The organism is Tessaracoccus yangjingae, from assembly GCF_055326235.1.
This window is the reverse complement of the sequence record NZ_JBUZNN010000010.1, coordinates 56,701-69,262: the sequence shown is the minus strand read 5'-3', so window position 1 is coordinate 69,262 and position 12,562 is coordinate 56,701. Positions and strand designations below refer to the sequence as shown.

15 protein-coding genes are annotated in these 12,562 nt (G+C 67.9%); 14 read left to right on the top strand and 1 reads right to left on the bottom strand.

The genetic code is table 11. From position 1 onward, the window contains the following. The first annotated feature begins 35 nt into the window (after positions 1-35). The 3 genes from ffh to ACZK5D_RS13525 are packed head-to-tail and all read left to right on the top strand — an operon-like array spanning position 36 to position 3,893. Positions 36-1,565, top strand: a complete 1,530-nt coding sequence (gene ffh / locus ACZK5D_RS13535) for a signal recognition particle protein (protein WP_463665643.1) — start codon at positions 36-38, stop codon at positions 1,563-1,565. A gap of 8 nt (positions 1,566-1,573) precedes the next feature. Then, on the top strand, positions 1,574-2,644 hold the full coding sequence (locus ACZK5D_RS13530) for an amidohydrolase family protein (protein WP_463665642.1): 1,071 nt from the start codon (positions 1,574-1,576) through the stop codon (positions 2,642-2,644). A gap of 37 nt (positions 2,645-2,681) precedes the next feature. Next, positions 2,682-3,893, top strand: coding sequence for a S49 family peptidase (locus ACZK5D_RS13525; RefSeq protein WP_463665641.1), 1,212 nt, complete (start codon positions 2,682-2,684; stop codon positions 3,891-3,893). Between the two features lie 27 nt (positions 3,894-3,920). On the opposite strand, the gene ACZK5D_RS13520 is transcribed toward ACZK5D_RS13525, so the two are convergent. Then, on the bottom strand, positions 3,921-4,265 hold the full coding sequence (locus tag ACZK5D_RS13520; protein ID WP_463665640.1) for a metallopeptidase family protein: 345 nt from the start codon (positions 4,263-4,265) through the stop codon (positions 3,921-3,923). A 205-nt stretch (positions 4,266-4,470) separates the two neighbouring features. On the opposite strand from ACZK5D_RS13520, the gene rpsP reads away from it, so the two are divergent. From rpsP to ACZK5D_RS13465, 11 genes are all read left to right on the top strand, one after another. Beyond that, positions 4,471-4,947, top strand: coding sequence for a 30S ribosomal protein S16 (gene rpsP, locus ACZK5D_RS13515; protein ID WP_463665639.1), 477 nt, complete (start codon positions 4,471-4,473; stop codon positions 4,945-4,947). Between the two features lie 2 nt (positions 4,948-4,949). After that, entirely contained in the window at positions 4,950-5,198 is a 249-nt protein-coding gene (locus tag ACZK5D_RS13510; protein ID WP_458993552.1) for an RNA-binding protein, read from the top strand. 98 nt (positions 5,199-5,296) lie between these two features. Next, entirely contained in the window at positions 5,297-5,809 is a 513-nt protein-coding gene (gene rimM, locus ACZK5D_RS13505) for a ribosome maturation factor RimM (RefSeq protein WP_463665701.1), read from the top strand. Further along, entirely contained in the window at positions 5,806-6,501 is a 696-nt protein-coding gene (gene trmD, locus ACZK5D_RS13500) for a tRNA (guanosine(37)-N1)-methyltransferase TrmD (RefSeq protein WP_463665638.1), read from the top strand. The genes rimM and trmD overlap by 4 nt, the downstream gene beginning before the upstream one ends. A 164-nt stretch (positions 6,502-6,665) precedes the next feature. After that, entirely contained in the window at positions 6,666-7,316 is a 651-nt protein-coding gene (locus ACZK5D_RS13495) for a succinate dehydrogenase cytochrome b subunit (protein ID WP_458993554.1), read from the top strand. Further along, positions 7,316-9,331: a fumarate reductase/succinate dehydrogenase flavoprotein subunit gene (locus tag ACZK5D_RS13490; RefSeq protein WP_458993555.1), complete on the top strand. Its 2,016-nt coding sequence runs from the start codon at positions 7,316-7,318 to the stop codon at positions 9,329-9,331. Before ACZK5D_RS13495 ends, ACZK5D_RS13490 begins: the two co-directional genes overlap by 1 nt. Further along, on the top strand, positions 9,328-10,089 hold the full coding sequence (locus ACZK5D_RS13485) for a succinate dehydrogenase/fumarate reductase iron-sulfur subunit (RefSeq protein WP_458993556.1): 762 nt from the start codon (positions 9,328-9,330) through the stop codon (positions 10,087-10,089). The genes ACZK5D_RS13490 and ACZK5D_RS13485 overlap by 4 nt, the downstream gene beginning before the upstream one ends. A gap of 241 nt (positions 10,090-10,330) precedes the next feature. Next, positions 10,331-10,681: a 50S ribosomal protein L19 gene (rplS, locus tag ACZK5D_RS13480; RefSeq protein WP_458993557.1), complete on the top strand. Its 351-nt coding sequence runs from the start codon at positions 10,331-10,333 to the stop codon at positions 10,679-10,681. A gap of 131 nt (positions 10,682-10,812) precedes the next feature. Next, positions 10,813-11,586, top strand: a complete 774-nt coding sequence (lepB, locus tag ACZK5D_RS13475; RefSeq protein WP_458993558.1) for a signal peptidase I — start codon at positions 10,813-10,815, stop codon at positions 11,584-11,586. Beyond that, the gene (locus ACZK5D_RS13470) at positions 11,586-12,218 is read left to right on the top strand and encodes a ribonuclease HII (RefSeq protein WP_463665637.1); all 633 of its coding nucleotides are present in this window, start codon (positions 11,586-11,588) and stop codon (positions 12,216-12,218) included. Before lepB ends, ACZK5D_RS13470 begins: the two co-directional genes overlap by 1 nt. Next, on the top strand, positions 12,215-12,526 hold the full coding sequence (locus ACZK5D_RS13465) for a DUF2469 domain-containing protein (RefSeq protein WP_458993560.1): 312 nt from the start codon (positions 12,215-12,217) through the stop codon (positions 12,524-12,526). Before ACZK5D_RS13470 ends, ACZK5D_RS13465 begins: the two co-directional genes overlap by 4 nt. Positions 12,527-12,562 lie beyond the last annotated feature (36 nt).

Sequence of the window (12,562 nt, the reverse complement as noted above, 5' to 3'; positions counted from 1 at the left end):
GGTGCGGTTGCATCATCTCCGAAGGGCTCAGATCAGTGTTCGACACGCTGCAGGACCGGCTGTCGTCGGTATTCAAGGGGCTGCGCTCCAAGGGGCGCCTCACCGAGGCCGACATCGACGCCACGATGCGGGAGATCCGCATCGCGTTGCTCGAGGCAGACGTCAACCTGGGCGTGGTCAAGGAGTTCGTCGCCGCGGTCAAGTCACGGGTGCTCGATGCGGAGGTGTCGAAGGCACTCAACCCGTCGCAGCAGATCATCAAGGTGGTCAACGAGGAGTTGATCGGCATCCTCGGAGGCGAGGCGCGCCAGGTCAGGTTCGCCAAGCGCCCGCCCACCGTCATCATGCTCGCCGGCCTCCAGGGCGCCGGCAAGACGACCCTCGCCGGCAAGCTCGCGCGCTGGCTGAAGTCCGCGCAGCACACCCCACTCCTCGTCGCCGCTGACCTGCAGCGCCCCAATGCGGTCAACCAGTTGCAGATCGTCGGGGAGCGCGCCGGCGTGCACGTCTTCGCGCCGGAGCCGGGCAACGGGGTCGGAGACCCGGTGGAGGTGGCCCGGCGGGCGATCGCCCATGCCGAGTCGAAGCTCTACGACGTGGTCATCGTCGACACGGCCGGTCGCCTCGGCATCGACCGGGAGCTCATGCAGCAGGCCGCGGACATCAAGGCGGCCGTCAACCCTGACGAGACCCTGTTCGTCGTCGACGCCATGATCGGTCAGGACGCAGTCAACACGGCCAAGGCGTTCGACGAGGGCGTCGGAGTCGACGGCGTCGTCCTGACCAAGCTCGACGGCGACGCTCGCGGTGGCGCGGCGCTCTCGGTGGCGCGGGTGCTCGGCAAGCCCATCATGTTCGCCTCCAGCGGCGAGGGCCTGGCCGACTTCGACATGTTCCATCCGGACCGGATGGCGTCGCGGATCCTGGGCATGGGGGACGTCCTCACCCTGATCGAGCAGGCTGAGAAGACGTTCGACGCGGAGGAGTCCCGCGCGGCTGCCGAGAAGTTGATGGGCCGGGGGAAGTTCGGCCTGCAGGACTTCCTCTCCCAGATGCAGCAGCTGCGCAAGATGGGCCCCATGTCGAAGATCCTCGGCATGCTTCCCGGTGCAGGTCAGTTCAAGCAGGCGATCAACGAGATCGACGAGAAGGAGATCGACCGGATCGAAGCGATCATCTACTCGATGACCCCGAAGGAGCGCGACGACGTCTCGATCCTCAACGGCTCCAGGCGCGCCCGCATCGCCAAGGGCGCGGGCGTGCAGGTCTCCGAGGTCAACAAGCTGGTCAACCGCTTCGTGGAGGCCCGCAAGATGATGGAGGCCATGGCGGGCGGCGGAATGCCGGGGATGGGCGGAATGCCTGGAGCGCCCGGCATCGGCGGCGGCCGCCGGGCCCAGCAGAGGAAGCAGCAGCCGAAGAAGCAGCAGCGCAAGGGCCCCAAGGGTGTGCGCCAGCAGCCGGCCGCGCAGGCGGGGCTGCCGCCGGTCCCGCAGACCATCGACGACTTCCAGCTGCCGCCCGACCTGCAGAAGATGTTCAACGAGAACAAGCCCAAGTTCTAGGAGCCTCCATGTCAGCTCTTCATCTCACCGGGGTGTTCCTCCCCGACGCCGAGCCGAGGGAGGTGTGGATCGCCGACGGTGTGATCTCGGAGGAGCCGGTGGCGGGCGCCGAGACGGTCGCCTCGGACGCCTGGGTGCTCCCAGGGCTCGTCGACGCGCATTGTCACATCGGGCTTGGTCCTGAGGGCGCAGTCAGCGCGGACACGGCCCGCGGGCAGGCCGAGACCGATCTGGCCGCCGGGACCATGCTCATCCGCGACGCCGGATCGCCGTCGGACACCCGGTGGATCCAGCGGACCGCCGGGCTGCCACGCCTGATCCGCTCTGGACGGCACATCGCCCGTCCGCTGCGCTACATCCGCTACCTCGGCGTCGAGGTGGAGCCCGAGCAGCTCGTCGAGCAGGCGCGGCATGAGGCGCGCGACGGAGACGGCTGGGTCAAGCTCGTGGGGGACTGGATCGACCGGTCAGTGGGAGACCTGGCCCCGCTGTGGCCGGCGGATGTGGCCGCCGCGGCCATCGCCGCCGCGCACGAGGAGGGCGCACGCGTGACGGCCCACTGCTTCGGGGAGCAGTCCGTCCACGAGCTGGTGGCCGCCGGCATCGACTGCATCGAACACGGCACGGGGCTCTCGGACGACGGGATCGCGCAGATGGCCGAGCGGGGCACCGCATTGGTGCCCACCATGATCAATCTGGACAACTTCCCCCGCTACGCAACCCCGGCGCGCGACAAGTTCCCCTCCTACTACGCGCACATGATGGATCTCTACGCTCGCCGCAAGCAGACGATCGGTGCCGCGATCGAGGCCGGCGTGCCCGTGTTCGCAGGGACCGACGCTGGGACGGTCGTCGAGCACGGCCGCATTCGCGACGAGATCGAGGCACTGGCGGAGCTCGGCGGCACGGAGTTCGCGCTGGGCGCGGCCAGCTGGGGGGCGCGGTCCTGGCTCGGTGCGGACTCGCTGACGGAAGGTTCGAGCGCGGACCTCATCGTGCTCGATGCCGATCCCCGCGAGGACCTCTCGACACTCCGTCGGCCTCGCGCGTTGATCCTCCGCGGCACGGTGGTCGGCTGACTGGGTACTGTGGCGGCTGACCGAAGGAGGCCCCACCGTGTCCGACCCCAGCCAGTCGTTCCCGCCACCCAGCGTGGATCAGCGCTCAACAGATCTGCCCCAGCCGGCACCCTCGCCCCAGCCCGCTCGTCCCGTGGCTCCGGGGCCGGTCCTGCCCCCCGCGCCAAGGGCCCAGGGCGGATTCGGCCGCGGGTTCGGCATCGGAGCGGGCATCGGGCTGGGCCTCGGGGCGGCGTCGCTGCTCATGGCGCTCGTGCTCGGCGCCGTCACGATCATCGGTTCGATGACGCTCGTCTCGACAGCCGGGGGGGTTGCCACCACGCAGCTGGCCACCATCTGGGGCAGTGGGAGCCAGAGCCTCCGCGCCATCACGGTGGCCGGCCCCATCCTGGCGGACGCCTCCGACGGGGCGCTGCTCAGCGCTGGATCGTACGGCTACGAGATCGCGGCCCAGCTCGACGAACTGACCACCGACGATGCGGCCGGGGTGGTGCTGCTGGTCAACACCCCGGGAGGCAGCATCGCCGGATCCCGCGCCATCAGCGATGCCGTGCTTCGTTACCAGGAGCGCACCGGTCAGAAGGTCCTGGTTCACGTGAGCTCCATCTCCGCCTCGGGCGGGGTCTACGCCACGGCGCCGGCGGACGAGATCATCGTCGACCATGGGGCGCTGGTGGGCTCCATCGGCGTCATCTTCGGCCCGTTCGACCAGTACACGGACGTGGTCGCCACCAGCGGCACCCTGTTCGAGTCCGGGGTGACCACCACCGGAGGCATCACGCGCGAGTACCTCACCCAGGGTGAGGGCAAGGACTTCGGCAATCCCTTCCGGCCCATCACCGACGAGGAGCGGGCCGTCTACACCGCAGGGCTGGCAGCTGAGTACGACACGTTCGTGGCCCACGTCGCGCAGCACCGCGACATCAGCGAGGCGGCGATCCGTGATCAGATCGGGGCGCACCTGTACGACTCGGTGCGCGCGCAGGAGTACGGCCTGATCGACGGCGTGCTCGGCCGCGACGAGTTCTTCCGCCACGCCGCAGAGGCAGCCGGGCTGGACCCGGCCGACACGCGGGTGGAGGCCATCCGCCAGCCCAGCACGTGGGAGGTGTTCCTGGGTGTCGGGAGGCCGTTCGGCGCCGCGCCCGCAGTGGAGACCGGCGACGGGGTGGTGCCGGTGCTGAGCCCCGCCTTCTGCCGCGCGGCACAGCCGTTGGCGCTCTCCGGCAGCGTCGAGGGCCTGTGCTGACGGTGAGGCGACCCGCCGCCCCGCTGCTCAGCCCCACCCGAGTGAGTGGAGGGCCTCCTCGTCGATGCCGTGGTAGTGGCCCAGCTCGTGGACCAGGGTGATCCAGATCTCCTCGTACAGCTCGTCTTCGGTGTGGCACATGCGCGTGAGCGGGCCGCGGAACAGGACGATCCTGTCGGGCAACTGCCCGTACCCGTACTGGTCACGCTCGGTGAGGGCCGTGCCCTCGTACCAGCCCAGCGAGTCGGAACCGTCCTCCGGTTCGTCCTCGATGACGAAGATGACGTTGTCGAGGTTCGCGACGAGCTGTTCGGGAAGCGCGCCGAGCGCTTCGTCCACGATCGCCTCGAACCGGGCTTCTGAGATGTGCACGTGGCAGATGGTACGTCGCCTGCGTCGGCACCCGGATTGGCCCTCGCCCGCCGATCTGGCACAATGTCGGATGCACCTCTTTGCCCGGGCCCTCTCATCCGAGCGTCGAGGCCCCTAGGTTTGCGCGCGGCGTGCCCCACACGTCGTGAGCGTCCATCCGCATCGTCTGCTGGCAGACACTTTCATCAACAGGAGAACCACACCCGTGGCAACCAAGATCCGCCTGAAGCGACTCGGCAAGATTCGCTCGCCCCACTACCGCATCATCGTCATCGACTCGCGCGCCAAGCGTGAGGGCAAGGCCATCGAGGAGATCGGCCTCTACCACCCGAAGAACGATCCGTCGGTCATCCGCGTCGATTCCGAGCGCGCTCAGTACTGGCTGTCGGTCGGTGCCCAGCCCACCGAGGCCGTTGTGGCCCTCTTCAAGCGCACCGGGGACTGGCAGCAGTTCACCGGCGACAAGACGCCCTCCGGTGTCGACCCGCAGCCTGAGCGCCGCGACCGCGAGGCCGAGTTCGCCAAGGCGCTCGCCGAGGACAGCGGCGCCACCGCGCCCGCCATCTCGAAGGCGAAGAAGAAGGCCGACGACGCCGCCGCCAAGGCCACGCCCGCTGACGACGCCCCCCAGGCTGAGGCCCCCGCGGCCGATGCGGCCGAGGCTCCGTCCGAAGAGGCCTGAGAGTGCTCGCCGAGGCTCTTGAGCACCTCGTCGCCGGGATCGTGTCGAACCCGGACGACGTGAGCGTCAAGGACAAGGATCTGCGCCGCGGGCGTCTTCTCGAGGTGCGGGTGCACCCGGACGACGTCGGCAAGGTGATCGGCCGCCAGGGCCGCACCGCTCAGTCCCTGCGCACCGTGGTCGCGGCTCTGGCCGGCAAGGAGAGCGTCCGGGTGGACTTCGTGGACGTGGACCGTCCCCGTCGCCCCTGACACAACCCCGTGCGATGCCCCGGAAACCCCAACGGGTCCGGGGCATCGTCGTCCCCGCGGAGCGTGGACCTGATCGTAAGGAGTGAACCGTGGGCGACATGGTGGACGTGACGGTCGGCATCATCGGCCGCCCGCATGGAGTGCGTGGCGACGTATTCATCGACCTTCGCACCGACGAGCCGGGCCGGCGATTCGCCGTCGGCACGAAGCTCAGCTTGGGCGAGTCGGGACGGACCGTCGAGATTGCGACGGTGCGTTGGAACCGCGGGAGGCTCATGTTGACCTTCCTCGGGTATCCCGACCGCACCACCGTCGAGCCCTTGGTGGGGCAGTCGCTGGGCGCCAGGGTGCCCGCTGACGAGCGCCCGAGTGAGGCGGAGGAGTACTTCGACCGTCAGCTGGTGGGCTTGGCAGTGCTGGATCACGCGGGCAGCCGGGTGGGCACCGTCCGTGAGGTGCTGCACCTCCCGGCCCAGGATGTGTTGGAGGTCGCCGTGGAGGGCGGCGAGCGGCTCATCCCGTTCGTGAGCGCCCTTGTCCCCGAGGTGGACCTGGAGTCCGGACACGTCCGGCTCGCGGACGTCGAGGGCCTTCTGGAGGACATCGAATGAGGCTCGACGTCGTCACGATCTTCCCCGACTACTTCAGCCCGCTCGGACTGAGCCTCGTGGGTAAGGCCATCTCGACCGGGATCGTGGACCTCGCCGTCCATGACCTGCGGGACTGGACCCACGATCGGCACCGCACCACCGACGACACGCCGTACGGGGGAGGCGCGGGCATGGTGATGAAGCCTGAGCCCTGGGGCGAGGCCCTGGACGCGCTCGAGTCCGCATCGCCACTCCCCATCACAGTGGTGGTGCCCAGCCCCGCGGGCGTGCCATTCACTCAGGAGATGGCCTACGATCTGGCGGGCCGGGAGCGGCTCGTGTTCGCGTGCGGGCGTTACGAGGGCATCGACCAGCGGGTGATCGACCACTGCGCGGAGCGTTACGAGCTGTGTGAGGTCTCGCTGGGGGACTACGTCCTCAACGGCGGTGAGGTGGCCACCCTGGCCATCGTCGAGGCGGTGGTGCGCCTGCTGCCCGGGGTCCTCGGGAATCCGGAGTCGCTTGTGGAGGAATCCCACTCGCAGGGCCATGAGCAGTTGCTGGAATACCCCAACTACACCAAGCCTCCGGTGTGGCGGGGCAGGCCGGTGCCGGAGGTGCTGCTGAGCGGCCACCACGCCCTCATCGAGGCGTGGCGGCGTGAACAGGCGCTCCGCCGGACGGCGGAGCGCCGGCCGGACCTTCTCGCATGACATTTCGTGAGTCAATCGGAACGTAAATGCCCTAGCGAATCGCCCCTTCGATAAGGTCACCCCACTGCCCGAATGTTCGTCCCGTTGGCTAGAGTGACCCCGTGGCAACAACACTCACCATTCATCAACGGGCGTTGCGAAGCACGGTCGTCAAGAAGGTCATCATGGCAGTGACCGGCTTGATCATGATCGCCTTCCTCCTCGTGCACATGTACGGCAATCTGAAGATGTTCCTCGGTCCCGAGGCCTTCGATCATTACGCCCATTGGCTGAAGGGAACCACCGAAGACGGTGGGATCCTCTATCCGATCCTCCCGGCCGGCTGGTTCATCTGGATCTTCCGGTCGGCCCTTGTCCTCTCCGTGATCCTGCACATCTGGTCCGCGTACACGCTCTCGATGGAGACGCGCCGGAACCGCGGCAGCAAGTACGTCAACAGCCAGAAGAAGGTCCAGACCTACTCCTCGCGCACCATGCGCTGGGGCGGCATCATCGTCGCGGCCTTCCTGATCTTCCACCTCATCCAGTTCACCATCGTCCCCGGTTCCGTCAGCGGCGGTACGGGCGACGAGCCCCACACCATGGTGCTGGCCGCGTTCGAGCTGTGGTGGATGGTGGTTCTGTACGCCGTGTGCATGGTGCTCATCTGCATGCACGTCCGTCACGGCTTCTGGAGCGCGTTCACGACCCTGGGTGGAAACACGAGCGCCAAGGCGGCCTCGCTGCTCAACCTGCTGGCCATCATCGTGGCCGTGGTCCTGTTCATCGGCTTCATGATCATGCCTCTGGCCGTCCTGTTTGGAGTTGGTATCTGATGACTGCAACCACCACGACCCCCCCGGTCGCCGACCAGTACTGGGTCGACGGCGCCGATATCGCCGACACCAAGGCCCCCCGCGGCGTCGACATCGACAAGGTGTGGAAGACGCGTCAGTTCCAGGCCCGCCTGGTCAACCCGGCCAACCGTCGCAAGCTGAGCGTCATCATCGTCGGCACCGGCCTGGCCGGCGGCGCGGCCGCCGCGACACTGGGCGAGGCCGGCTACAACGTCCTCAACTTCTGCTACCAGGACAGCCCCCGTCGCGCGCACTCGATCGCGGCCCAGGGCGGCATCAACGCGGCGAAGAACTACCGCAACGACAACGACTCCACGCACCGTCTGTTCTACGACACGGTCAAGGGCGGCGACTACCGCGCCCGCGAGACCAACGTCTACCGCCTGGCAGAGGTGTCGGCCAACATCATCGACCAGTGTGTCGCCCAGGGCGTCCCCTTCGCCCGCGAGTACGGCGGCCTGCTCGACACCCGCTCGTTCGGCGGCGTGCAGGTGCAGCGCACCTTCTACGCCCGCGGCCAGACCGGTCAGCAGCTGCTGATCGGCGTCTACCAGCAGCTGGAGCGCCAGATCGCGGCCGGCACCGTGAAGATGTACGCCCGCCACGAGATGGTCGAGATCATCATCGTCGACGGTCGTGCCCGCGGCATCGTGACGCGCAACATGATCAACGGCAAGGTCGAGACGTGGACCGCGGACGCCGTCGTGCTCGCCACCGGCGGATACGGCAACGTGTTCTTCCTCTCCACCAACGCCATGGGCTGCAACGTGACCGCCACGTGGCGTGCGCACCGCAAGGGCGCCTACTTCGCCAACCCCTGCTACACGCAGATCCACCCCACCTGCATCCCGGTGCACGGCGACACCCAGTCGAAGCTCACGCTGATGTCTGAGTCGCTGCGCAACGACGGCCGGATCTGGGTGCCGAAGCGGGCCGAGGACTGCGCCAAGGATCCCCGCCAGATCGCCGAGGAGGATCGCGACTACTACCTGGAGCGCATCTACCCGGCCTTCGGCAACCTGGTTCCCCGCGACATCGCGTCGCGGCAGGCCAAGAACATGTGCGACGAGGGTCGCGGCGTGGGCCCGGCGGTCACCGAGCGCGATTCGGACGGCACCGAGCGTCAGGTCCGTCGCGGCGTGTACCTCGACTTCTCCGATGCCATCAACCGCATGGGGCAGAAGACTGTCGAGAACAAGTACGGCAACCTGTTCGACATGTACGCGCAGATCACTGGCGAGAACCCGTACGAGACCCCCATGCGCATCTACCCCGCGGTGCACTACACCATGGGCGGCCTCTGGGTCGACTACGACCTGCAGTCGTCGATCACCGGCCTGTACGTGACCGGTGAGGCCAACTTCTCCGATCACGGCGCCAACCGCCTGGGCGCCTCGGCGCTCATGCAGGGCCTCGCGGACGGCTACTTCGTCCTGCCGAACACGATCAACGACTACCTGGCCGACGCCCCGTTCGAGAAGGTGGCCGACGATCACCCCGCGGTCGTCGAGGCCAGGGAATCGGCTCAGGCGCGGATCGACACGCTGCTGTCCATCCAGGGCACCCGCTCGGTCGACTCGTACCACAAGGAACTCGGCCACATCATGTGGGAGTACTGCGGCATGTACCGCACGGATGCCGGGCTGAAGAAGGCCATCGGCCTCATCCGGGAGCTCAAGGCCGATTACTGGAAGAACGTGCGCGTCACCGGCGTGAACGAGGACTTCAACCAGGCGCTCGAGCGCGCGGGTCGCGTTGCGGACTTCTTCGAGCTCGGCGAGCTCATGTGCGTGGACGCCCTGCACCGACGCGAGTCCTGCGGTGGTCACTTCCGCGGCGAGTCCCAGACCGAGGAGGGTGAGGCGCTGCGTCACGACGACGAGTTCCTCTACGTCGGCGCCTGGGAGTGGGGTGGCGAGGGCGGCAAGCCCGTGCTGCACCGTGAGCCGCTGATCTACAAGGCAATCGAACTGAAGCAACGGAGTTACAAGTGAAGCTCAAGCTACGTATCTGGCGTCAGGCCGGCCCCGGTGCAGCCGGCCGGATGGTCGAGTACGACCTGGACGGCGTGTCCGACGACATGTCCTTCCTGGAGATGCTTGACCTGCTCAACGAGAACCTCACGGAGCGCAACGAGGAGCCGGTGGCCTTCGACCACGACTGCCGCGAGGGCATCTGCGGCATGTGTGGCGTCGTCATCAACGGCGTCGCGCACGGCGCACCTGAGGGTGTCCGCACCACCACCTGCCAGTTGCACATGCGTTCGTTCGCCGATGGGGCCACCATCGACATCGAGCCGTGGCGGGCGGGCGCCTTCCCGGTGCTCAAGGACCTCGCCGTGGACCGCACCGCGTTCGACCGGATCATCCAGGCCGGCGGGTTCATCTCGTCGAACACCGGATCGGCCCCGGACGCGCACGCCACCCCCGCCCCCAAGCGGGAGGCCGACGTCGCCTTCGACAACGCCACGTGCATCGGCTGCGGCGCCTGCGTCGCCGCCTGCCCGAACTCCTCCGCCATGCTCTTCACGGCGGCGAAGATCACGCACCTGGCCATGCTGCCGCAGGGCCAGCCCGAGCGGTACCGTCGCGTGAAGTCGATGGTGGCGCAGCACGACGAAGAGGGCTTCGGCAACTGCACCAACATCGGCGAGTGCGCGGCGGTCTGCCCGAAGGGCATCCCGCTGGAGTCGATCTCGCAGCTCAACAGGGACCTCATCTCCGCGCTGTTCAAGAAGGACGGCAAGATCTGATCCGCCACTGAGAGGGCCCCTGGGACTTGGTCCCAGGGGCCCTCTTTGTCAGCCGGGGCGTCGCCCGACGGCGTCCCCGCCTCGATTTCGTGCCCCTCGTCTCCCTCTGCCATAATGACTAGTCGTTGCCCGCACTCGGGCAGCCCGGGTTCGTCGCAGCTCCTGCCACTGGGGGACTGTCTGAGGCGGTCCGGTCAGAACGAACCGCGGTGACCTGTGGCACTGACGGAAGGGTTAGGAAATGACCAACCAGCTGATCCAGGAGATCAACAAGGCCTCGCTCCGCGACGACATCCCGGAGTTCCGCGCCGGCGATTCGGTCAAGGTCCACGTCAAGGTCGTCGAGGGCACCCGCTCCCGCGTCCAGGTGTTCGCGGGCGTCGTCATCGCCCGCAACGCGGGTGGCGTGCAGGAGGCCTTCACGGTCCGCAAGGTGAGCTTCGGCGTCGGTGTCGAGCGCACCTTCCCGCTGCACAGCCCCATCATCGAGAAGATCGAGGTCGAGCGTCGCGGTGACGTGCGTCGCGCCAAGCTGTACTACCTCCGCGGCCTGCGCGGCAAGGCCGCCAAGATCAAGGAGAAGCGCTACTGAGCGCCTCGCTCCGCGCACTTCACGAACCGCCGGTGGCCCTGGGCCGCCGGCGGTTCCTCGCGTCCGGCCCCGGTGTGGGGTCGCGGTATGCTCAGGGGAGCGCTACGCCCATGCCACTGAAGGACTGATCTGTGGAACCGACGACGAACCCGACCGATGACGCCCGGCCGGGAACCCGGAGTTTCGGGGCACGCCTGCTGGGGTGGCTCACCGAGGGCGTACTCATCCTCGTCGGGGCGATCGTCATCGCCACACTCCTGCGCACCTTCGTCGGCCAGATGTTCGTGATCCCCTCCGGCTCCATGGAGAACACCCTGCAGGTCAACGACCGGGTGCTCGTGGCCAAGTTCGGGGGATTCCAGCGCGGCGACGTCGTGGTCTTCGAAGACCCCGGCGAGTGGCTCGCCCCGAGCGTGCCGTCGACCAATCCCGTCAAGATCGCCCTGGAGTTCGTCGGCGTGCTGCCCAATTCCGGCACCGAGCACCTCATCAAGAGGGTGATCGGGATGCCGGGAGACCATGTGCGCAGCACGGAGGACGGGAAGATCGAGGTCAACGGATCGGTCCTGGACGAGACGTCGTACCTCTACAGCGAGAGTGGGATCCAGGTTGCGCCGGTGACGGTGCCCTTCGACATCGTTGTCCCCGCGGACCGGCTGTTCGTGATGGGTGATCACCGCAACGCGTCCGCGGACTCGCGATGCCGCCTGGCGGAGGTGTCCCAGACACCGGGGGAGCGGGCGTTCGTCCCGGTCTCGAACGTGGTGGGTGCGGCCGTCGCCATCGTCGCGCCCTTGGACAGGCTGGCGACGTTCACGCTCCCGCGGACCTTCCTCGACGTGCCGGTTGCCGACGGTCCCGCACCCGAGGACCCGGACCTCATCCACGTGGAGCCTGGCTGCTGATGATCCGTCTCGGGCGAGGCGCCTACGGGTACGAGCGGGCACTGGTGCGGGCAGGGCTGGGCCCGGTGGCCGGCGCCGACGAGGCCGGCCGCGGCGCGTGCGCGGGTCCGTTGGTGGCCGCTGCCGTCATCCTCGATCCGGATCGTCCGATCGCCGGCCTGGATGACTCCAAGGTGCTCGGCGAGGCCACGCGGGAGCGCCTGCACGACCTGATCATGCGCCGGGCCGTCGCGGTGGCGGTGGCGGTGGTCGAGGCCGACGAGTGCGACCAGCTGGGCATGCATCAGGCAGATCTCCAGGGGCTGCGCAGGGCGGTGGGGCGGTTGGACGTGGCGCCCAACTTCGTCCTCACGGACGGGTTCGCCGTCGACGGATTGGGCGTGCCCGGACTGGCGATGTGGAAGGGGGACAAGGTGGCGGCCTGCGTGAGCGCGGCCTCCATCGTCGCCAAGGTCACCCGCGACCGCATCATGGTCGCGCACGATCCCACGTACCCGGCCTACGGTTTCGCGATCCACAAGGGTTACTGCACGGCGCTGCACCAGGCGGCACTCGACGAGCACGGCCCGTCGGAGATCCACAGGTGGTGCTTCGACAACGTGGCCCGAACGGCTAGAGTGATGGGACCATGAGCGCCGAAGACCTAGAGCAATACGAGAGCAAGCTCGAGCTTGACCTGTACCGCGAGTACAAGGACGTGGTGGGGATCTTCACCTACGCGGTGGAGACGGAGCGGCGCTTCTACCTGTGCAACGTCGTGGATCTCAAGGTCCGGACCGAGGGTGGCGATGTCTACTACGAGGTGTCCATGGGGGATGCCTGGGTCTGGGACATGTACCGGCCTGCACGGTTCGTGAAGTCGGCCAAGGTGTTGACCTTCCGCGACGTGTCGATCGAGGAGATCGCGCACTCGGATCTTCAGGTGCCCGAGAACCAGTGACCCGTCTTCCTGTGGACAACGGGAGATAGGGCGTCG

Bases quoted from the DNA above. Each gene is read 5' to 3' on its own strand.
- ACZK5D_RS13530 (WP_463665642.1), top strand. From the start codon at position 1,574: ATGTCAGCTCTTCATCTCACCGGGGTGTTCCTCCCCGACGCCGAGCCG.
- rimM (WP_463665701.1), top strand. From the start codon at position 5,297: ATGGTGGACGTGACGGTCGGCATCATCGGCCGCCCGCATGGAGTGCGT.
- trmD (WP_463665638.1), top strand. From the start codon at position 5,806: ATGAGGCTCGACGTCGTCACGATCTTCCCCGACTACTTCAGCCCGCTC.
- ACZK5D_RS13495 (WP_458993554.1), top strand. From the start codon at position 6,666: ATGGCAGTGACCGGCTTGATCATGATCGCCTTCCTCCTCGTGCACATG.
- ACZK5D_RS13490 (WP_458993555.1), top strand. From the start codon at position 7,316: ATGACTGCAACCACCACGACCCCCCCGGTCGCCGACCAGTACTGGGTC.
- rplS (WP_458993557.1), top strand. From the start codon at position 10,331: ATGACCAACCAGCTGATCCAGGAGATCAACAAGGCCTCGCTCCGCGAC.
- ACZK5D_RS13470 (WP_463665637.1), top strand. From the start codon at position 11,586: ATGATCCGTCTCGGGCGAGGCGCCTACGGGTACGAGCGGGCACTGGTG.
- ACZK5D_RS13465 (WP_458993560.1), top strand. From the start codon at position 12,215: ATGAGCGCCGAAGACCTAGAGCAATACGAGAGCAAGCTCGAGCTTGAC.